Source organism: Pannonibacter phragmitetus DSM 14782, from assembly GCF_000382365.1.
Classification (GTDB): domain Bacteria; phylum Pseudomonadota; class Alphaproteobacteria; order Rhizobiales; family Stappiaceae; genus Pannonibacter; species Pannonibacter phragmitetus.
Map to the genome: position 1 here is coordinate 640,760 of NZ_KB908215.1, position 20,455 is coordinate 661,214.

The following is a 20,455-nucleotide window of genomic DNA, read 5'->3' on the forward strand; positions in this document are numbered from 1 at the left end:
AGGCAGGTTAGGTTCGGGAGAAGTAGAGTTCAACCGGGGGGATGGCATGACGCAGGAGGATCCAGTGCTGGGCACCGGCGATCTGTCCGCCGAGCGGCTTGTCAAAGCCAATATCAACCCGGCGACTGGCCTTGCAACCGACTATCTGAACCACTTCAACGAAGTGGTGATGCTGCTCGAAATGCTCCCGGCCATGCCGGAATGCGCCGAGGACGTGCTCGCCTGGAGCCCGGCGGACTACGAAACTCACTTCGAGAACTCCACCTTCTCCGAGCGCCAGCTGGCCATCCTTGCTTATCATGCCGCCCCGGTGCGTCTGCGCGCGCATCTGGAAACGCTCGTTTCAGGAATCAATTCGGCTGTGCTGAATGCGCAGGACATGATTCGCAGCGCTGGTTCGCCATCCGAGATTGCGTTCGAGCTGGCGGAGAAGGCCACAAACGAGATCAAGCCGCTGATCGCCATGGCCAGCGGTGTCATTCATGGCCATATCAGCACACGGGATGTTCCTGCCCACGAAGGCTCGGAAGCGCAGGCGGAAATCGACGCCCTGTTTGCCTGAAGACGGTTTGCTTGAACCATGTCCGGGACACTCCCTCCTCATCCACTTGTTCCCGGTGTCAGCATCCTCTGCCACAGGAATGGGGACGTTCTGCTCATCCGGCGGGGCAAGGCGCCCTATGCGGGATACTGGAGCCTGCCGGGCGGCAAGCTGGAGGCCGGTGAGACACTTCTGCAGGCGGCACAGCGCGAGCTTCTGGAGGAGACCGGCGTCACCGCAGAGCTGGGGGAGCCGGCCGGAACGCTTACCATCGACAGCCGGGACGAGAACGGCGCGATTCGCGCCCGGTTTCATCTGACCATCTTCATGGGCGCCCATGTCTCAGGCGAACCCGTCGCGGGCGATGATGCCGCAGAGGCCTGCTTCAAGCCCCTCTGCGCGATTGATCTCCTTGAAATGACTCCCGGCACTGCCGAACGCATCCGGCAACTGATGGCCTGTTGACGGGGCAACCGCGGCCTTGCACCGCCGGGCCTTGCAGCCCATTATCCTGCCGGACAGGCAGGGACCCGATGGACTCCAGCACACACACCAGCGCCCGGCGCCGCACAATCACAAAAGCACTTGCCGGCCTTGCTGCGGCTGTCCTGATGATCACGGCTTTGCCGGTTCGCGCTCAGGATCCGCTATCCGAAGCCCCTTATGAGCGGCAGTTGCTCCGCCTCTCGGAAATCCTCGGCGCCCTGCATTTCCTGCGTCCCCTGTGCGGACGCGATGATGCACCAAGCTGGCGGGAGCGGATGGAAGAGCTGCTGGCAGCCGAAATGCAGGGGGAAGTGCGCAAGCGCCGCCACATCGAGCGCTTCAACCTCGGCTATCGCGGTTTTTCTTCGGTGTATCAAAGCTGTACGCCGGCAGCCCGAGCTGCCATGAACAGCTATGTTCAGGAAGGCGAGAAGCTGAGCCGCGACGTTGCGGCCCGTTATGCGCGCTAGCGGCACTCCGTTACCAAAGGCTTAACCCTCCACGTATAATTTGTGGGTGGACGTTAAGAAGGCCTTCACACTCGCTTCCCGCGTAGTCTTCCCATGGTAAGGTCTTCGCAGATTCGGGGAACGGCACCGACTCATCCGAAGCGAAAGCGGCAAAGACCTAAGGGACAGCATGACCAACGACGAATTCAGCGAGATGTCTGCGGACGTCCAATACCTTGAAGACGACGATATTCGCCGTGCTGCGCTTGGTTTCATTCAGGATGCATGGTCCGAGGCGATTGCCTGCGGCGTTGATACGGATGCTGTTGCTCACGCAGCCATGTTTACTGCCCTTGCTGATCTTGTCACCACGTATGGCGAAGATGCCGTTGCCAAGCTGGCAGAAGGTCTGCCGGAGCGCATTCTGCGCGGCGACTATTCGGTCAATCGCGTCCTTCAGTGATGCTGGAACACGGCGGAGCGCGAGACACTGCCCCTGCGCTCCCCCGGTGATCTTTCTTCTGATCCCCTGATCAGACTCTTTCAATACCGGGCAGTCAGAAAACGCCGAGCAGGCTGACAAGGATTCCGGCTGCGAAAAGAATCAGCACTGCACCGGCGGCCCTGTTCACCAGTTCAAGCCAGCGGTCTGTGAAGCGGTCACGCAATGCGCTTGCCCCACCGGCCACAACGGCCCACCACAGGCAAGCCCCCGCCGCCACACCGCAGATCATGGTCAGCGCATCCAGATGCCTGTCCGGCTGCGGGGCCCAGTCGCCCAGGCTTCCGAAAATCGCCAGAAAGCCCAGGACCGCACCCGGGTTGGTGATTGTCATGGCAAAGGCAGCCAAGGCGTCGCGCAGCAGGGTGTGGTCGAACTTGCTCTTTTGCGTGTCCATGTGCGGATGGCTGCGCAGCACGGCAATGCCGAACACGACCAGAACGCTCGCCCCCACCAGTTTGATGGCTGCCTCGTGCAGCTCCACGAATTCGGCCACAACTGAAATGCCGAAAAGAGCGGCACCGGCGAACAGCGTGTCTGCTGCAACCGCCCCCATACCGACCAGAAAGCCCGACCGGAAGCCCCTGTGCAGGGCCCGTCGCAGCGCCATGATGTTCACGGGCCCAACGGGAGCGCTGGTCATCACGCCAATAGCCAGTCCAAGCAGGGCATATGAAAGCGATGGCGTCATGCAGGAAAACTCTGGCAAAAATGGCACATGTGCCAGCGGTTTAACGAAAGCAGGACCGGATGCCAAGCACGCAGGCTCTTTTGAATGGCCTTTCCGCAGCGGCTGCGTATAGTCGTTGAAAATTCTCCCGGCTGAGTCTGACCATGCTGCGCAACTGTATTGCCACCCTCTGTTTTGCTCTCCTGCTGCTTCCGGCTGCGGACGCAGCGACGGTGAGAACCGAGACGATCCTGGTCACTCCGCCGGACCAGAACACGTCCGGCAACCCGGCCATTCCGCCGGAGGACCTCCTGCCCGGCTCCCCTGCAGAGACCAGCGCGGAAGAGGCTGATCCTGCCGAAGGTGCCGAAAGCCCGGAGGAAGGCCAGTCTTCTGAAGCCTCTCCCCAGAACCTGCTCCCCGTCCCTGAGGTGCATTACGGACCCGAGGGGCTGCCTGCGCCCGTCGCCCGGATGCGTGACCAGTTGCTGGAAGCGGCCCGCAGCGGCGACGTCGAGCGCATGCGCATGGTTCTGGAAGGCAACGAGATGATGCCGACCCTGTCTCTGGCGGAAATCGGAGACCCGATCGAATACCTCAAGAACAGCTCCGGGGATGGACAGGGTCAGGAAATCCTCGCGATCCTTCTCGACGTGATGGAAGCGGGCTGGGTGCATGTGGATGCCGGAACTCCGCAGGAAATGTACATCTGGCCCTACTTTGCCCGTTACCCCTTCGACAAGCTGACACCAGCCCAGAAGGTGGAGATGTACCGTGTCGTCACAGCTGCCGATTTCGCGGAAATGGATGCTTACGGCGCCTGGCTGTTCTACCGTGTCGGCATTGGCCCGGACGGCACGCTGCATTATTTCGTCGCGGGCGAATGAAGCCAACTCCCGGTGAGTTCGAAGGACCGGGAGTTGGCGAAGCCCTCCCAGCGGTTCAAACTCGGGTGACTTCCGCCCAGACCGCGTAACCGCGATAGAGCGAACCGGCCTCGCAGCGAGCCTTGTGCAGTCCGGCAAGAGCCTCCACGGCGCCGGACAGATCTGCCCGTGGCGTGACGTGGAATTTCGCCAGCCAGGCATGCAGCAGGCGGCGGAAGAGACTTGGCAGGCGCTCCTGCTGGCCGAAATCCACCACCGACAGCTGCCCGCCCGGTGCCAGCGCCGCAAAGCCGGCTGCCATCGCCTCGCGCCAGGGCGGGATCATCGACAGGGTGTAGGACATGAACACCCGGTCGAAGCTGTCCCGGCCAAACAGGGCTTCTGCGTCAAAAGCCGAAGCATCAGCGCAGGCAAGCGTGATACGCCCCTCCAGCCCGGCGCGGCGGATGTTGGCTTCTGCCGTTGCCAGCATCTCGCGCGAAATATCGAGGCCGTAGAAGCGGGCTCCGGTATAGAGCCGCGCCGCCTCGATCAGGTTACGGCCCGTGCCGCAGCCCAGCTCCAGCACGCAGCCATCCGCAGGCGGCGCCAGCCGGGCGATCAGCCGGTCGCGGCCCAGAAGGTAATATTTGCGCGTCAGGTCATAGATGTGCCGCTGGTTGCGGTACACGCTGTCCATCAGCGCAGCGGAAGCGCCGCTCTGGCTGCGGGTTTCATCCATTGAAGACATAGAGATGGAACCCGCCATAGATGGAGGAACGGTCGCGGCGGCCCAGCTCAAGGCTCTTGTCCGCTTCATAGGTCCAGCGGTCCAGAATGGCATCGTGCACGCGGCCCGGCAGCAGCGTCGGCTCTGCGGCGGTGCGGAAGATGACGCGGGCGCCGGGGCGGGCGGTGCGGGTGATCTGGGTCCACAGAGCGTTCAGCTGCTCGTCAGTCATCCAGTCCTGCGCATCCAGCAGGACATAGGCATCGAGTGTGGCTGGAACTTCGCCTTCCAGATGTTCGGTGAAGCTGCGGTTGACCACCTCGACGCGGGAAGCCCGCTCGCGGATGGCATCGAAATGCTCGCGCTTCAGATAGGGCGGCAGCGGGCCGGAAGCGCCCGTGCTCTCCTGTCCGCCCTGCGGCGCGTAGCCCCGGTTGAAGGCCTGCCAGGCGAAATAGTTGTCCGAGAGCGAGAAATCACAGGCGAGCTTCTGCAGCCGCTGCTTCAGCACGTCGGACATGTCGCCCGTCGGGCTGGCGGAGACCAGCGCCTCATACTGGGCGGGCGGAATGCCAAGGCCATAGAGCGACATCTTCTTCGACGTTGCCCAGCGCACCAGCCGCTTGTCGAACAGGGGCGCCAGCGCCGTTTCAAAGTAGCTGCGCTGTTCATCCAGCGTGCGGGCGCGGACGAAATGCTTCGGGTCGATGCCATAAAGCCGGGCAACGAAATGGCCCACGCCGATGAAATAGCCCAGCAGGCCGTGATGATAGAGATCACGCGAGAACAGGGTGATGCGGCGGCGGCCAAAGCCGCTGATGCCACGCCCTTCCCAGTAGCTGCGGGTTTCCTCATCCAGCTTGTCACGCAGGAAGCGCTCGTAAGCGGCGATATTGGCCTTCTCGTCGGCCTCGCCGAAGAAGCGGTAGAAGCTGTCATGGTTCGGCAGGTGCTGCGCGGCAGCGAGCTTCAAGCGCCCCAGCGCCACATGGGCGCGGTTGAGATCCACCGCCGTGATCGCCGCCGGATCAGCCGTCAGATAGGACATGACGTTGCAGCCGCCCGAGGCGATGGTGATCATGCGTGAATGCGGCTTGAGCTGCAGCGCTTCCAGATCCACATCCGGATCTTCCCAGATCTGCGGATAGACCAGCCCCTTGAAGGCAAAGGTGAACATGCGCTCCAGAAAGCCCTCGCGGGACGTGGCGCTGGACCGGTGGACGGCCTTACTCAGTCTTGCTTTCGATGCTTCAAGCGTGCTCACCGGCATTGTTCGCTCCCTCAGGGACTGCCCACCGGCGATTCTTCCGCCGGATAAGAACCTGAGGGGGAGCGATACTGCAGACACGCGACAGACACATGACGGAGAGGACAGCCATTCTGCGGCTCCCCCGATTGTCACCGGCAATAGCCCATCTGTCGGCGGCAATCGCATTTTTCTGGCTATGACTGCCCCACTTCGCTGAGCTGCGCGAGATGACCGGCCAGATCGGTTGCTTCGCCGCCGGCATTGACGGTCTCGAAATAGTCGTGCCAGCCCGATTGCGCGATGCCGGAGACAAGCACACCGAGCGCCGCGTCATCGGGGCAGCGCCAGACCGCAAAGAATGTTTGGGGTGCGCAATGCAGTTTGCTCTGATCGACCTTGCCGAGCGCAAGGGCTTCCACTCCGAGGGAAACCAAGGCAGGTATCGCCGAGCCGATCACCGCAAAGAACTCTTGGCGCTCAGCGCCAGACAAATCCAGCCAGGCAGGTTTCGGCGTGTAGAGTTCAGCGAGATAGTGGGACATTCTTTGCATCCATTTCAATGTTTGGCAGCAGGGTTGATTGATCTCAATGCACGCTTGCAGATACGCGCTGTCGCGGGTACCGGGCTTTCGGCAGACCATCCGGCACAGAGCGTCTGCACCCAGTCCGGCCGATCCTTGCCGGCATCGTTCAGCCAGTTACCAACCGAGTTCTGCACATAGCTGGACGGGTCCGCGCATAGCGGTTCGAGAATCGCAAGTCCGAGCTCTGGCTGCGCCTTGAGGGCTGGGATATGTGCGCACCACACACCGCGCGGACGGGTGGCTTCTGACGCAAAGCGGCGAATATGGCCGGAAGGATCAGCAGTCCATTTAGCGAGAATGGCGATGGCGGCTTCGAGAGCGACGGCAAGATGTGGCCGAACCGCCAACCATGACCATTCCCGTACACCGAAATGCCGGTCATCTGCATAGGGCCGGATCGCTTCAAGCCGCTCACGGAGCGGCATGCCATCGGCTGCACCGATCATGAAGCAAGCCCAGCCGCGCACAGTGTCCGACGGATGCCGGCCAAGCCGGTCGAGAGCGGCGCTACCGAGTTCCTCGTGGATCAACTGCGCCGCAAGCGACATTCGTTTGGATATCCCGGTTGCCGCGCCGCTCTCCATTTTGGCCAAGGCGTCCGTACTGATTTCCGGCAGGACATTGTGCATCAGCGCGGTAAAATCGACCGCCAGACATTCGGCAAGCGTCGCGGCTTCGGCCGTTCCCGCGTTGAGACTGGCAAGGCGGTCTGGGACAATGTCCTTGACGCCACGGCCGGTGGTCTTTGCGCCGCTCATGCGCGCGCATCCATATCCTGGCCGGTTAGCTCGCCGCCGCCATCCAGGTTGCGCGAGATGCGCTGGAGCAGACCGTTCAGTGTTTCGCGCTCGTCTACCGTAAAGCCCCGGAAAAGGGACGCGACCCATTCGGTATGCTCGTTGAACAGGTCACACGCAGCGGCCTCACCGGTCCCGGTCAATGTGACGGCAATCTTGCGGCGGTCATCAAGGCCTCCACGCCGGACAATGAACCCGTCACGTTCGAGACCATCGAGAAGTCCAGTGACTGTTGCTCGCGTCACCCCCGCGCGGTCGGCCAATTCGTGCGGCGACAGCCCGCCGGGCTTGTCATACAGAAGGAACAGCAGGACGAACTTGCCTTCGGACAGGCGATGGCGCGCGAGCCGTACAGCACAATCGCGATCAATCGCGCCAGCCAATGCCAGCAGCCCGAAACATGCGCGGATGTTATCCGTCGGCGCGATGGCCCGCCGTTCGGCTTCGTCCAGCAGCGCCATGTATTTTTTCTCAAGCTTCTCACTCATAAGTCGCCATATAGTATGGCGCCAAACTAATTTCAAGCTTTTTGATATCCACGGCGTAGGTGTAGCCCCGGCTCCGCCGTCTTTTGCTCGTCAGGTCAGTTCGTTGTCGTCACCACGAAGTCGGTGCCAAGGCCAGTGTTGCGCAGGAAGGACCGGTCGGTGACGATGAGCGAGGAGCCCGGCGTCAGCATGGCGCCAACCTCCTTGCGCACAGTGGCGGGCATGTCGATCCGGTCGAGGATGCGCGCCGGCGTCATGCCTTCGGCCTCTTCCGCCGCCACGGCCATCCAGCCGGTTTCGCTGGCGCCGGGCTCAAAGCCAAGCGCCGTGAAGATGACGGTGCCGATGGGCGCCTTCGGATCCTTGAGGGTGACGCCTGCCTGATAGATGTCCTTGAACTTCGTGCGGATGCGCAGTTCCGCGTTCAGAGGCAGATCCTCGCCCGCCTCGCGGTAAACACGCTTCAACAGACTGTGGCTGTAGTTGCCGGTGACGGGCAGCTCGTAGCCTTCCTGGAACAGACGGATTGCGTCCCGCGTCTTGCGGCCCATGACGCCATCGACCGGGCCGGCGTCAAAGCCGAGCCGGTTCAGCATGGCCTGCAGGTCGTGGATCTCACGCCCCGAGGGCCGGGGCAGAATGATCATGCGCAGCGGCGTGCCGAAATTCTCCGGCACTGCGGCCTGCACCGGGGTCTGAGGCTCGATGGAGCCGGTGACGATCGATCCCGTGCCGCTGTCCGTCATGATGGAGCCGCGCAGCCCCTGCCCTTCCGGCAGGATGCTCTCATCAAGGCTCGCCACCGCCGTGCCCGGCTGATAGGGCTGCGGCAGGGCAGAATGGGTGATCGCGGCGGGCAAGGATTCACCATCGGTGATCACCACATGCATGCCGTGCCGGGTCATGGTGAAGAGGTCCTGCGCAAAGCTCATGGGCATGCGCACACAGCCGTGCGAGGCTGGATAGCCGGGCAGCTTGCCTTCATGCAGGGCGATGCCGGACCAGGTCAGCCGCTGCATGAAGGGCATCGGCGCGTTGTCATAGATGTTGGAAAAGTGCTTGCGGCGCTTTTCGAGAATGGAGAATACGCCCGTCGGCGTGCTGTGCCCGGTCTTGCCGGAGGAGACCGGCGTGGAGGTGACAAGCTCAAGCCCGCGATAGACCTTGAGGTTCTGCTCGCGCAAGGACACGACGATCTGCATCGGATGCTCGGGATCGCTGATCTCTGCGGCCCCCTGCACCGGTTCTGACGCGCTGGCAGTCATGGAGGCATTGGCAGGCTTCGCCAGCCCCGCGATCTGCTTCAGCCCGGCCGCGCCTTCCGCTCTCGCCTGCGGAACTGCGAAATGCATCATGGCAAGAGCACAGCCCGTCATCAGCGCGACGCGCCAGATGCTGCCATGCTCAACTCCGCGATCAAACCCAGTTGCCGTGTCCATCACCATGCGAGCCTCATCTACGCCATACCCGTCAGCCCGCACTCACCTTAGCCCCGCTCCGTGTACTTAGGGTTAGGGAACAGGGTTACCGAAGTATGCGAATTTGACCGGTTCCGGTCATAGAAGTTTAACCCTGAACCCGCTGTGGCGCCCGTCACATTTTCGCCGGATTTGAGGGAGGCAGGGGGAGGGGGCTGAAACGCCGCGCCGGAAAGGCCAGACCGCCGCCCCGCCCTGCCAGCCTGACAGCTCGGGCTACTTCCCTCAGCCCTGCGGCTGGAGGGCGTCCTGGAAGTGGACGGTTTCGCCCTGCGAGGGGGTGGTCAGTTCGCCCTGCCACATCACCTTGTGGCCGCGCACGAAGGTGCCGACGGGCCAGCCGGTGACTTCCACGCCGTCGTAAGGCGTCCAGCCAACGCGGGAGGCAATCCACTCGTTGCGGATGGTTTCCTTGCGCTTCATGTCGACGATGGTGAAATCGGCGTCATAGCCCACCGCAATGCGGCCCTTGCGTGCCATGTTGAACAGGCGTGCGGGGCCGGCGCTGGTCATGTCGGCGAAACGCTCCAGCGTCAGACGCCCGGCATTGACGTGGTCCAGCATCGTCGGCACCAGCGTCTGCACGCCCGTCATGCCGGAATGGGAACCCGGATAGGCGTGGTCCTTTTCCTCGCGGGTGTGCGGCGCGTGGTCGGATCCGAGAATATCGGCAACGCCCTGATTGACGCCCCACCACAGGCGCTTCTGATGCGACAGATCACGCACCGGCGGGTTCATCTGGGTATAGGTACCCAGCCGCTCGTAGCAGTCCGGGGCAAACAGCGTCAGGTGATGCGGCGTCACTTCCGTGCTGGCCACATCGCGGTGGTCCGCCAGATATTCCATCTCGTCGCCGGTGGAAATATGCAGCACATGCACCCGCTTGCCGAGGCGGCGGGCCAGCGTCACGAGACGCTGGGTGGCAAGGAGTGCTGCCGTTTCATCGCGCCAGACCGGGTGCGACCGGGGATCACCCGGCACGCGCAAGTTCATCCGGTCGCGCAGGCGCATTTCGTCCTCACAGTGGAACGAGGCGCGGCGGGTGATCTTCTTCAGGATCTTCGCCAGGTTCTCATCATCCTCCACCAGCAGGTTGCCGGTGGACGAACCGATGAACACCTTGATGCCGGCTGCCCCCGGCAGCTTTTCCAGCATCGGGATTTCCTCGATGTTTTCCGCCGTCCCGCCGACGAAGAAGGCAAAGTCGCAGTGCATGCGGTGATGGCCGGCCGCGACCTTTGCCGCCAGCGTTTCGGCCGTGGTGGTGTTGGGGCTGGTGTTCGGCATCTCAAACACCGCTGTCACACCGCCCATGACGGCCGCGCGGGAGCCGGTTTCAAGGTCTTCCTTGTGAGTGAGGCCCGGCTCGCGGAAATGCACCTGCGTGTCGATGACGCCCGGGAGAATGGTCAAGCCCTTGCAGTCGATGACCTCTGCCGCCTTTGCGCCCCGCAGATCGCCAATAGCGGAAATGCGCCCGCCGCGCACCGCAACATCACGAATTGCCGTTCCGTCCTGATTGACGACCGTAGCGCCGGTGAGAATGAGATCATGGGCAGCAGACATTGATGACTCCTCTTCCATCTTCGGTGCGGGCCTTGGCGCACGGCTTTTTCTGGCGCGCTTATACGATTGGCAGGGCGCACGGGTCCACAGGCTTTTCGGGAAAGAGCCTGCCCTGCAACACCGCGCCTTGCCGCCGGGCGGACGCGGGGCTATCTCAAGGGGAGAGATATACGCAGTTTCACTGGAGGCCTTCATGTCCGCTGCCCGTTTTGCCCTTTTGCCTGACCGTGGCCTGGTGCGGGTGAGCGGGCCGGAAGCCACGCATTTCCTGCAGAATCTGCTGACCCGCGACGTGGAAGGCCTGACCGCGGGCGAAGCCGCCTTTGCCGCCTTGCTGACACCGCAGGGCAAGATCCTGTTCGATTTTCTGGTGCTGAAGGATGCGGACGGCTTCCTGCTCGACACGCCGGCCTCGCAAATAGCAGCGCTTGTGAAACGGCTCGGTTTCTACCGGCTTCGCGCCAAGGTGACGCTGGAGGATTGCTCCGCCACCCATGAGGTGGCGGTGGTCTTCGGCGATGCCCTGCCCGCTATGCCACTGGCGCCGGACGTACTGGCCGCAACCGACCCCCGCCTTGCTGAACTGGGGCTGCGGGTTGCCGGGCCGAAGGGGATGGCGAACGTTCTGGAAGGCCTTGGCCTGCAGGCGGCAGAGCCCGCAGACTGGCATGCCCACCGCATCGGCCTTGGCGTGCCGGAGGCGGAGATGGACTTTGCCTATGGCGAGATCTTCCCGCATGACGCGGACATGGACCAGCTGAACGGGGTCTCCTTCCGCAAGGGCTGCTACGTGGGGCAGGAGATCGTCTCGCGCATGGAGCACCGGTCCACGGCCCGCAAGCGCTTCGTCAGGGTGGAAACGGCAGAGGCCCTGCCCGCCATGGGCAGCCCGGTACTGGCCGGGGAGCAGGAGGTGGGCACGCTTGGCTCATCCTCTCATGGCCGGGGACTGGCGCTGCTGCGGCTTGACAAGGTGAAGGCAGCCCTCGACAAGGGCGTCCAGCTGACCGCTGCCGGAACGGCGCTTGATGTCACGCTGCCCGGCTGGGCGCGTTTCACCTGGCCCGAAAGCGGCAGCGGCGCAGGTGCTGAAGGCGCCTGACCAGCCCTTCAACCCTTTCGCCGCACCGGCCCAAGACTGACGGGCCACAGACTGACCGGCCCCAGACTGACGGAGCATCCATGGCTGCCGACCGCCCCGAACTTCCGCCCCGCGCCTGGCAGCGCATGCTTTCCGGCCGCAGGCTCGATCTGCTGGACCCCTCGCCGCTGGATGTGGAGCTGTCCGACATTGCCCATGGCCTTGCCCGCGTCGCCCGCTGGAACGGCCAGACGCACGGCGACCATGCCTTTTCCGTCGCCCAGCACAGCCTTGTGGTGGAAGACATCGCCCTGCAGCTGAAGCCGGACCTGACGCCGCAGTGGCGCCTTGCGGTGCTGCTGCACGATGCGCCGGAATATGTGATCGGCGACATGATCTCCCCGTTCAAGTCCGTGATGGGCGGCGACTACAAGCTGGTGGAAGGCCGCCTCCAGGAAGCCATCCACAGGCGTTTCGGCCTGCCGGGCAAGCTGCCGGAGGCTGTCAAGAAACTGGCGAAGAAGGCGGATATCATCTGCGCTTATTTCGAGGCGGTGGAACTGGCGGGATTCGGCGATGAGGAGGCAGGCAAGATCTTTGGGCGGCCCAAGGGCTTCGGGACCGGCCCGGCGGATGCACCGCGCCTCGGGCTGGAGCCAATGCCCGCCGCCACTGCCCAGATTGCCTTCACCGAACGCTTCGAGGCCATAGCCGCCCTTGCCGCAAACATGCCGCAGAAGGCCGCGCGCGGGCGGTGACGCAGGGGTGTAAAAAGGTTACTCTCCAAAGACACAGTTTCAGGATGACCGATTGATGCTTTACGTGTCTTCTCTTTCCCGCCTCAAGGAAACGGTGGAGCGGACGGGCGCCACCCGCATGGTCAGCCTGATCAATGCCGGCACGCCGGTGGAACGGCCCCAGTCCATTGCGGCGGCCAATCACCTGTTCCTTGGCTTCAACGACATCGTGGACCCGGTGGAAGGCCTTGTGCCCCCCGGCGAAGCGCATGTGAGCTCGCTTCTGGACTTCGTGCAGGACTGGGACAAATCCGCCCCGCTGGTCATCCATTGCTGGGCGGGGATCAGCCGGTCCACGGCGGGCGCCTTCATCACCGCCTGTGCGCTGACGCCGGATGCCGATGAGGCGGAGCTTGCCTCGGTTCTGCGTGCCCGTGCCCCCTCCGCCACACCCAATGCAAGGCTGGTGGCGATTGCCGACCGCATGCTTGCCCGCGACGGGCGCATGATCGAGGCGATCCGTGCCATCGGCCGCGGGGCAGATGCCTTTGAGGGCACGCCCTTCGAAATGCCTCTGGCCTGAAGGAGCGGGCGCGGATGAACCAGACCACGGCAACCATCGAGATCGGCCTGAATGCCGTGATCGTGGCCGTGCGCGAGGGCGTGCCGCAGGTCGTCACCTTTGCCGGCGGCGGAGAGGACGAGGCCGAGGGCCTGCCCTTCGGCCCCTTCGATCCGCTGCATCACCGCACCTTTGAAAGCGGGTTGCGCACCTGGGTGGAGGAACAGACTGCCCTCACCATCGGCTATGTGGAGCAGCTTTACACCTTCGGCGACCGGGGCCGCCACATGACCACCGGCGACAGTGGCCCGCATGTGGTGTCCGTCGGCTATCTCGCCCTTACCCGCAAGAGCGCGGACAGCGAGGATGTGCTGTCGCAGCATCATTCGTCCTGGCGGTCCTGGTATGACTATTTCCCTTGGGAAGACTGGCGCGACGGGCGGCCTGCGATGCTCGACCGCGATCTTCTGCCCGCGCTGCACGCCGCCTCCGGCCGCATGCCGCCGGAGGCGCCGCATAGCGGCCTTGGCCGGGCCGAGCGCATCCGCCTTGCCTTTGGTGAGGATGAAGGCAGCTGGGACGAAGAGCGCGCGCTTGACCGCTATGAGCTGATCTATGGTGCCGGTCTTGTGCAGGAGGCCCTGCGTGACGGGCGGCCCGAGGCGCTGGCCTGCCCGGATCTGCCGAAATTCGGCCGCCCCATGCGTTTCGATCACCGCCGGGTGCTGGCCACCGCCCTCTCGCGCCTGCGCGGCAAGCTGAAATACCGCCCGGTGATCTTCGAGCTGATGCCCGACACCTTCACCCTCACCGAATTGCAGCAGACGGTGGAAGCGATCTTCGGGCGGCACCTGCACAAGCAGAACTTCCGCCGCCTCGTGGAAAACGCCGAACTGGTGGAGCCCACCGGCGCCACCTCCACCGCCACCGGCGGCCGCCCCGCCGCCCTCTTCCGCTTCCGCCGCGAAATCCTGAAGGAACGCCCTGCGCCAGGGCTCAGGGTTGGCGGGCGGTGAGCCGAGGCTTATCTACTTGTAAAACCAGCCAATTTGCACCCCGGCTCTCCGATCCCGGATCGCGCAGGCGCGTCCGGGATGACGATGGAGAGGTTGAGGTGCAGATCACTCACTCCGCCGCCGCGAGGCGGGCGACGGGTTGCTCGCGGATGGGCCAGTGGACGATGGCGGCGAGAAGGCCGAGGGCGATGCCGAGCCACCAGACCGCGTCATAGGAGCCCAGTTCGTCATAAAGCTTGCCGCCCAGCCAGACGCCGAGGAACGAGCCGAGCTGGTGCGACAGGAAGACGAAGCCGAAGAGCGTTGCCATGTAGCGCGGGCCGAACATGACCGCCACTAGGCCGGACGTGGGCGGCACGGTGGACAGCCAGAGAAAGCCCATGGCTGCCGAGAAGATCAGCACCGAGGCCGGTGAGGCCGGGGCCATGAGGAACAGGGTGATGGCCACCGCGCGGGCAAAATAGATCAGCGACAGGAAATGCGGCTTGGAATGGCGCGTGCCGATATAGCCCGATGCCAGCGATCCCACGACATTGCACAGGCCGATGAGGGCGATGGCATAGCCGCCCCAGCGCGCCTCAAGTCCGAGGTCAGAGATGTAAGGCGGCAAATGTACGGTGATGAATGCCACATGGAAGCCGCAGACGAAGAAGCCCAGCGTCAGCAGCAGATAGCCGCGCGTCTTGAAGGCCTCGGCGATGGCCTGACCGAGGTTCTGGTCGGCGCTGGTGCCGGCATAGGCGGCTGCATCCGGCTTGCCGCGCAGGGCGATGGCGAGCAGCGGGAGAAGCGCCATCAGGCCGGAAAAGGCCAGCAGCGTGTTGTGCCAGCCGATTTCGGCAATCAGCCCCGCACCCAGCGGCGCAAACAGGAACTGGCCCAGCGAACCGGAGGCCGTGCCGACACCAAAGGCGAGGGAGCGCTTTTCCGGCGTCACCGTGCGGGCAAAGGCGGCGAGCACCATGGAGAAACTGGAGAAGGCAATGCCAAGGCCGATCAGCACGCCGCCGGTCATGTGCAGCGCCACCGGCGAGGTGGCATCCGCCATCAGCCACAGGCCCGAGCCATAGAACACTGCGCCGAGCGCAATCGTCTTCCAGGTGCCGAACCGGTCGGCAAACATGCCTGCCACCGGCTGGCCGATGCCCCACATCAGGTTCTGGATGGCAATGGCCAGCGAGAAGATCTCCCGCGACCAGTCGCGCGCTTCCGTCATCGGCTGAAAGAACATGCCCATGGTCGAGCGCGGCCCGAAGGACAGAAGCGCAATGGCACAGCCGCAGATGATGATCAGCGGAATATTGGCCCTTGCAGGCGTTGACGCTGCAGACATGCCCGGTTTCTCCGATTCACACACTCCGGGCCGTGTGATAAGCCCCTCGCCCGCTACTATGACCCTGGAGTAGTTTTGCTCAAGTGAATGTTTGTGATGCAGGGATGAGAGCTTCTTATGGGCCGTTTGAACGGGGCTTTGTTTTGGAACGGCCTCGCCTCCAATCCGCAACCCATTGCCAGCACACAAACAAGCCTCTGGAAAATATCATCTTTTCAAAAATATGACACTTTTCTGCAGAAAGTGTGGATTTGGTCTGCGGGCAGGACTATATAAGCTCAGGAAGAGCAAAAGACGATGGCAGGCAAGGGGCGGTAAGTCCCGTTTTCTTTTACCGGCAATATGCTCAAACTGAGCATAATAGATCTGAGCTCCAAAGGGAGTACGGCCCTATGGCTACCACGCTGATTTCCTCACGTTCCGCCTGCGAGGTCAGGCCTGCAGCGGAACTGGCGATTGACCGTCATGGTGCGGTGAACCGTCCGGATCTGGCCTACACGGAAGAGGTGGCGCACGAGACGGCGCCCATCTACGAAAAGGTCAAGCACATCATCCCCGCCATCGAATGGCCCGCCCTTGCGCCGACGATCCATGCGATCAACAAGCTCAAGAAGGAGCGCAACGCCGTCATTCTGGCGCATAACTACATGACGCCGGACATCTATCATGGCGTGGCGGATGTGGTGGGCGACAGCCTGCAGCTGGCCATCGAGGCAACGCGCACCAGCGCGGACGTGATCGTCCAGTGCGGCGTGCATTTCATGGCTGAGACTTCCAAGATCCTCAATCCGTCGAAGACGGTGCTGATCCCCGACAGCCGCGCCGGCTGCTCGCTGGCCGAGTCCATCACTGCAGAGGATGTGCGCGGCCTGCGTGAACGCAATCCCGGTGTGCCGATCATCACCTATGTGAACACCTCTGCCGCCGTGAAGGCCGAGTGCGACATCTGCTGCACCTCTTCCAACGCCGTGCAGGTGGTGGAAAGCCTTGGCGTGGACCGGGTGTTCCTGATCCCGGACAAATATCTGGCTGCCAACGTCGCCCGCAAGACCAACGTGGAAGTGCTGATCTGGGATGGCGCCTGCGAGGTGCATGAGCGCTTCACTGCGCAGGAGCTGCGCGACTACCGCAAGATCGATCCGGATGTGAAGATCATCGCCCATCCGGAATGCCCGCCGGAAGTGGTGGATGAAGCCGACTTTGCCGGCTCCACCAAGCACATGATCGACTGGGTGAAGGAAAAGAAGCCCGCCAAGGTGATGATGATCACCGAGTGCTCCATGGCGGACAATGTGGCGAGCGAAACGCCGGGCGTGGACTATATCCGCCCCTGCAACCTGTGCCCGCACATGAAGCGCATCACCCTGTCCAAGATCCTCGATGCCCTGATCGAGATGAAGGAAGAAGTCACGGTTGATCCCGCAGTTGCCGGCCTTGCGCGCCGGGCGGTGGAACGTATGATCAACCTGAAGAGCTGACCGGCAAGCCGGCGCGTCACCCTGGCGCGCCGGCCTGTCCTGTTTTCTGACCGGCCCGGACCTTTCCTCCCCCCATCTGTCCGGGTTCGGCCTTGCGGCCGGAGGCGGAGCTGCCTTCCGGCGCCGTTTGGAAAGCCCCTGCGATGGCAATACGTAGCGAATTCCTGGCCCCCTCCCTGTCTGCGCGCGGCGTGGACGATGTGGTGATCCTCGGAGGCGGTCTGGCGGGCCTGTTCTGCGCGCTGAAACTCAGCCCGCGTCCCGTCACCATCATCAGCAATGCACCGATTGGTGAAGGGGCTTCCTCGGCCTGGGCGCAGGGCGGCATTGCCGCTGCCGTTTCCGACGGGGACACATCCGAAAGCCATCTCGCAGATACCCTGGCCGTGGGCGGCGGCATCTGCCAGGACAAAATCGTTGCCATGATGACGGCGGAAGCGCCGCGCCGGGTGCATGACCTGCTGAGCTATGGCGTGCCGTTCGACAAGGATCTGGAAGGACGCCTGCAGGTCTCCCGCGAGGCCGCCCATTCCCAGAGCCGCGTAGTGCGCGTGCGCGGCGACATGGCCGGGCGTGCCATCATGGATGCGCTGGTCGCAGCCGTGCGCAACACGCCGTCCATCCGTGTCATCGAAGGATACCTCGGCGAGAGCCTGATCACCGAAGGCCGCTATGTCACGGGCGTGATGGCCCGCCGCCGCGGCGGGCTGGAGCGCCTCGCCTTTCAGGCCCCCGCCGTTGTTCTGGCGTCCGGCGGCATCGGCCACCTCTATTCGGTCACCACCAATCCGGGTGAGGCCAATGGCCACGGCCTCGGCATGGCCGCCCGCGCCGGTGCCGTGCTGGCGGATGCAGAATTCGTGCAGTTCCATCCGACAGCGCTGGACCTTGGCCGTGATCCGGCACCGCTCGCCACCGAAGCCCTGCGCGGCGAGGGAGCGATCCTCGTGAATGCCGCCGGTGAGCGTTTCATGCAGAACGTGCACCCGCTGGCCGAGCTTGCTCCGCGTGACATCGTCGCCCGCGCCGTCTTCCGCGAGCGGGCCGCCGGGCGTGGTGTGTTCCTTGATTGCCGGGAGGCAATCGGCGCAGGCTTTGCCGAACATTTCCCGACCGTTTACGCCACCTGCATGGCTGCCGGCATCGACCCGGTGACGCAGCCGATCCCGATTGCCCCGGCAGAGCATTATCACATGGGCGGCGTGCTGACGGATGCGAACGGCCGCACCTCGCTGGACGGCCTGTGGGCCGCTGGCGAAGTCGCCTCCACCGGTGCCCATGGCGCCAACCGGCTGGCCTCCAACTCGCTGCTGGAAGCGGTCGTCTTTGCCGCACGCATCGCCGAAGACATTCAGGGCCTGATGCCGACCCCGCGCACCGCCTATTGGGAAGAGCTGGACGACGAGCCGGGCCTGCCCAGCCAGCGCAACCATGATGAGCGCACGGCCATCTCCATCCTGCGCCAGACCATGAATGATCTGGTCGGAGTGGAGCGGGACGCGGACGGGCTTCAGACCGCCCTTGCCCGCATTGCCGCGGCTGAGGCGCGGGTGCAGCGCACCTCCATCCGCAACATGATGCTTGCGGGCAAGATCGTGGCCGCAGCCGCTTACCTGCGCAAGGAAAGCCGCGGCGCGCATTACCGTTCCGATTTCCCGCAGGCCGATGCGGCACAGGCCAAGCGCAGCTATCTGACGCTGGATCAGGTCAACGCGGCCGCAGCAGGCGCCAGCGAAGCGGTGAAGGACCCGCTGTCTGCCTTTGACCTCGCCAACATGGCCGGAGAAGGCGCATGACCTCCTTCCTGCCCGAACTGCCGCATCTGATGGTGGAAGACGCCGTGCACGCTGCCCTGCTGGAAGACTGGGGCCGTGCCGGGGACATCACCTCGCAGGCCACCATCGGCCCGGATGTACCGGCAAGCGCCGTCATCGCTGCGCGCAAGAACGGCGTTCTGGCAGGCATTGACCTTGCCATAACCGCCTTCGCCCTCACGTCGCCAAAACTGAAGGTAGACGTGCTGACCCGTGACGGCGCAAGACTGACGCCGGGCGCAATCGTCGCCCGCATCGACGGCCCTGCACGGGCGCTGCTGGCGGCGGAGCGCGTGGCACTGAATTATCTGGGCCGCCTCTCCGGCATAGCCACGGCGACTGCCCGCTTTGCCGATGCCATTGCGCATACGAAGGCGAAGATCGTCTGCACCCGCAAGACGGCGCCCGGCCTGCGCGCCTTTGAAAAATACGCCGTGCGCTGTGGCGGCGGCTCCAACCACCGCTTCGGCCTCGATGATGCGATCCTGATCAAGGATAATCACATCGCCGTTGCAGGCGGTGTGGCAAAGGCGATCCACTCGGCCAAGGCCTTTGCCGGGCATCTGGTGAAGATCGAGGTGGAAGTGGACACGCTGGACCAGCTGCGCGAAGCACTGGACGCCAAACCTGATGTGATCATGCTGGACAACATGGGCCCGGACCGCCTGCGCGAGGCCGTTTCCATTGCCGGCGGCAAGGTGCTGCTGGAAGCTTCCGGCGGCATCGACGAGACCACCGTGCGAGCCGTAGCCGAGGCTGGCGTTGACCTCATCTCCTCCGGCTGGATCACCCACTCCGCCCCTGTTCTCGATCTGGGGCTCGATATCGGCATCGAATGAGCTGAGGGGCGGCATAGCCGCCTCTCAGTCTTTCCTGATCAACCTCAGTTCCAGCCGCCGGCCTTGGTCTTGTAGAAGATGTGCAGGCCGATCTGCCCGCGCTTGTTCATTTGACCGGCCCAGCGCGGCTTCACGTAGGTGGCGTGATAATGCGTCGAGGCATCCACCATCTTCAGATACTGCTGGCCTGAAATCACCTGCTTGGCGAGGCGCTGTGCCGTAGCCCAGGCATCCGGCGAGGTGATCCGGTCAGGGATACCGTCGCAGGCGAAGGAGAACTGGCACTGGTTGCGCTTTGTCCGGTTCTGGTAGACCACTTCGCAGATGGAGTTGGGATAGGCCGGGTTCTTCACCCGGTTCAGAACCACCTGACCAACGGCGATCTGCCCGTCCTCAGATTCGCCGCGTGCTTCAAAGTACAGCGCCTCTGCCATGCAACGCTGTTCCTTCGGCTCTGCCACGGACAGCGGCAGCGGCTTCTGCGCCCACCAATGCGGATTCTGCGGATCTTCCGGTGGCGGCAGGTCCACTTCATACTGCGGGCCGAACAAAGCCGTAAATGGATCGCGGGACGTGTCGGCCGCCTCGGGCGCATAGGCAGACACAAGGGAGAAGCCTGCAGCTGCCGCGTTACGCGCCATCATCATGCGCTGCAGATCCATCGGATCGCCCGCCTCTTCCGTGCCCTTGCGGCGTCCGCCCTTCGGCTGCTTTGCGGCGCTGGCGAACTGATTGCGCTGATCTGCCGTCAGCGGCTCAGGCTTGACGAAGGCAACGCGCGGCATGTCGGCCTGGCCGCCGTTTCCGATGAGGCTGGCCATGGAATAGACCGAGCCAGAGGCCTGCTCCAGCATTTCCCGGTCCGGTGCCATGGACATGAAACGGTCGCCCTTGCCGGTACGGTTGATCCGGATCTCGTCCGGCACTTCCGTGGGCAGCGTCTCTCGCACCAGAGGCTCCAGTCCCTTGATCGCGGTATTCTGCATGCCCTGCGGTGCCGAAACAGTGGCACCTTCCTGCGCCGGCTCTGAGGACGGCAAGGGTGTTGCCTGTGCCAAGGTCAGCGTGGGGGGAAGCTGAGAGCTGAAATCAACGGTTTCCAGCGCCTGCATCCAGGAAGGCTTGCCTCCGGCAGACATCAGCGCACTGATATCCTGCTGACCGGTGGACGCCGTGAGGCCGATGAAAG

At 63.7% G+C, this 20,455-nt stretch carries 22 protein-coding genes; 12 read left to right on the top strand and 10 right to left on the bottom strand.

What is annotated here, in order from left to right; all coding sequences use genetic code 11:
* Positions 1-46 precede the first annotated feature (46 nt).
* From H163_RS0102950 to H163_RS0102965, 4 genes are all read left to right on the top strand, one after another.
* Positions 47-562, top strand: coding sequence for a hypothetical protein (locus tag H163_RS0102950; protein ID WP_019963054.1), 516 nt, complete (start codon positions 47-49; stop codon positions 560-562).
* Positions 563-580: 18 nt separating this feature from the next.
* Positions 581-1,006, top strand: a complete 426-nt coding sequence (locus tag H163_RS0102955; protein ID WP_019963055.1) for an NUDIX hydrolase — start codon at positions 581-583, stop codon at positions 1,004-1,006.
* A 68-nt stretch (positions 1,007-1,074) separates the two neighbouring features.
* Positions 1,075-1,497 carry a TIGR02301 family protein gene (locus H163_RS0102960; RefSeq protein ID WP_019963056.1) on the top strand — a complete coding sequence of 141 codons (423 nt, stop codon included), beginning with the start codon at positions 1,075-1,077 and terminating at the stop codon, positions 1,495-1,497.
* 169 nt (positions 1,498-1,666) lie between these two features.
* Positions 1,667-1,939 (top strand): hypothetical protein, encoded by a 273-nt coding sequence (locus H163_RS0102965; protein WP_019963057.1) that lies wholly within the window; start codon positions 1,667-1,669, stop codon positions 1,937-1,939.
* 94 nt (positions 1,940-2,033) lie between these two features.
* Here the strand turns inward: H163_RS0102965 and H163_RS0102970 are convergent, their stop codons facing one another.
* On the bottom strand, positions 2,034-2,669 hold the full coding sequence (locus tag H163_RS0102970; RefSeq protein ID WP_019963058.1) for a LysE family translocator: 636 nt from the start codon (positions 2,667-2,669) through the stop codon (positions 2,034-2,036).
* A gap of 143 nt (positions 2,670-2,812) precedes the next feature.
* On the opposite strand from H163_RS0102970, the gene H163_RS0102975 reads away from it, so the two are divergent.
* Entirely contained in the window at positions 2,813-3,535 is a 723-nt protein-coding gene (locus H163_RS0102975; RefSeq protein ID WP_019963059.1) for a hypothetical protein, read from the top strand.
* A gap of 55 nt (positions 3,536-3,590) precedes the next feature.
* Here the strand turns inward: H163_RS0102975 and H163_RS0102980 are convergent, their stop codons facing one another.
* From H163_RS0102980 to H163_RS0103010, 7 genes are all read right to left on the bottom strand, one after another.
* On the bottom strand, positions 3,591-4,256 hold the full coding sequence (locus tag H163_RS0102980) for a class I SAM-dependent methyltransferase (RefSeq protein WP_019963060.1): 666 nt from the start codon (positions 4,254-4,256) through the stop codon (positions 3,591-3,593).
* Positions 4,249-5,514 (bottom strand): BtaA family protein, encoded by a 1,266-nt coding sequence (locus H163_RS0102985; RefSeq protein ID WP_019963061.1) that lies wholly within the window; start codon positions 5,512-5,514, stop codon positions 4,249-4,251. Before H163_RS0102985 ends, H163_RS0102980 begins: the two co-directional genes overlap by 8 nt.
* A 173-nt stretch (positions 5,515-5,687) precedes the next feature.
* Positions 5,688-6,035, bottom strand: coding sequence for a DUF6616 family protein (locus tag H163_RS0102990; protein WP_019963062.1), 348 nt, complete (start codon positions 6,033-6,035; stop codon positions 5,688-5,690).
* Positions 6,036-6,049: 14 nt separating this feature from the next.
* On the bottom strand, positions 6,050-6,835 hold the full coding sequence (locus H163_RS0102995; protein ID WP_019963063.1) for a DNA alkylation repair protein: 786 nt from the start codon (positions 6,833-6,835) through the stop codon (positions 6,050-6,052).
* Positions 6,832-7,335: a MarR family winged helix-turn-helix transcriptional regulator gene (locus H163_RS0103000; RefSeq protein ID WP_244296044.1), complete on the bottom strand. Its 504-nt coding sequence runs from the start codon at positions 7,333-7,335 to the stop codon at positions 6,832-6,834. The genes H163_RS0102995 and H163_RS0103000 overlap by 4 nt, the downstream gene beginning before the upstream one ends.
* A 122-nt stretch (positions 7,336-7,457) precedes the next feature.
* A complete protein-coding gene (locus H163_RS0103005) occupies positions 7,458-8,807 on the bottom strand; it encodes a L,D-transpeptidase family protein (RefSeq protein WP_019963065.1) in 1,350 nt (449 codons plus the stop codon).
* A gap of 258 nt (positions 8,808-9,065) precedes the next feature.
* Positions 9,066-10,406: a dihydroorotase gene (locus H163_RS0103010; protein WP_019963066.1), complete on the bottom strand. Its 1,341-nt coding sequence runs from the start codon at positions 10,404-10,406 to the stop codon at positions 9,066-9,068.
* A gap of 193 nt (positions 10,407-10,599) precedes the next feature.
* Between H163_RS0103010 and ygfZ the strand changes: the two genes are divergently transcribed.
* The 4 genes from ygfZ (at position 10,600) to H163_RS0103030 (ending at position 13,802) form a co-directional block, all read left to right on the top strand.
* Entirely contained in the window at positions 10,600-11,508 is a 909-nt protein-coding gene (gene ygfZ / locus H163_RS0103015) for a CAF17-like 4Fe-4S cluster assembly/insertion protein YgfZ (RefSeq protein WP_019963067.1), read from the top strand.
* 80 nt (positions 11,509-11,588) lie between these two features.
* Positions 11,589-12,245 (top strand): YfbR-like 5'-deoxynucleotidase, encoded by a 657-nt coding sequence (locus H163_RS0103020; protein ID WP_019963068.1) that lies wholly within the window; start codon positions 11,589-11,591, stop codon positions 12,243-12,245.
* Positions 12,246-12,300: 55 nt separating this feature from the next.
* Positions 12,301-12,807: a tyrosine phosphatase family protein gene (locus H163_RS0103025; protein WP_019963069.1), complete on the top strand. Its 507-nt coding sequence runs from the start codon at positions 12,301-12,303 to the stop codon at positions 12,805-12,807.
* 14 nt (positions 12,808-12,821) lie between these two features.
* Entirely contained in the window at positions 12,822-13,802 is a 981-nt protein-coding gene (locus tag H163_RS0103030) for an NUDIX hydrolase (RefSeq protein WP_019963070.1), read from the top strand.
* A 109-nt stretch (positions 13,803-13,911) separates the two neighbouring features.
* Here the strand turns inward: H163_RS0103030 and H163_RS0103035 are convergent, their stop codons facing one another.
* Positions 13,912-15,135: an MFS transporter gene (locus tag H163_RS0103035; RefSeq protein ID WP_019963071.1), complete on the bottom strand. Its 1,224-nt coding sequence runs from the start codon at positions 15,133-15,135 to the stop codon at positions 13,912-13,914.
* A 392-nt stretch (positions 15,136-15,527) separates the two neighbouring features.
* On the opposite strand from H163_RS0103035, the gene nadA reads away from it, so the two are divergent.
* From nadA to nadC, 3 genes are all read left to right on the top strand, one after another.
* The gene (gene nadA, locus H163_RS0103040) at positions 15,528-16,613 is read left to right on the top strand and encodes a quinolinate synthase NadA (protein WP_019963072.1); all 1,086 of its coding nucleotides are present in this window, start codon (positions 15,528-15,530) and stop codon (positions 16,611-16,613) included.
* Positions 16,614-16,756: 143 nt separating this feature from the next.
* Positions 16,757-18,409 (top strand): L-aspartate oxidase, encoded by a 1,653-nt coding sequence (locus tag H163_RS0103045; protein ID WP_019963073.1) that lies wholly within the window; start codon positions 16,757-16,759, stop codon positions 18,407-18,409.
* Positions 18,406-19,266: a carboxylating nicotinate-nucleotide diphosphorylase gene (nadC, locus tag H163_RS0103050; RefSeq protein WP_019963074.1), complete on the top strand. Its 861-nt coding sequence runs from the start codon at positions 18,406-18,408 to the stop codon at positions 19,264-19,266. Before H163_RS0103045 ends, nadC begins: the two co-directional genes overlap by 4 nt.
* A 44-nt stretch (positions 19,267-19,310) precedes the next feature.
* On the opposite strand, the gene H163_RS0103055 is transcribed toward nadC, so the two are convergent.
* A complete protein-coding gene (locus tag H163_RS0103055) occupies positions 19,311-20,405 on the bottom strand; it encodes a cell wall hydrolase (RefSeq protein ID WP_208975294.1) in 1,095 nt (364 codons plus the stop codon).
* Between the last annotated feature and the right edge of the window lie 50 nt (positions 20,406-20,455).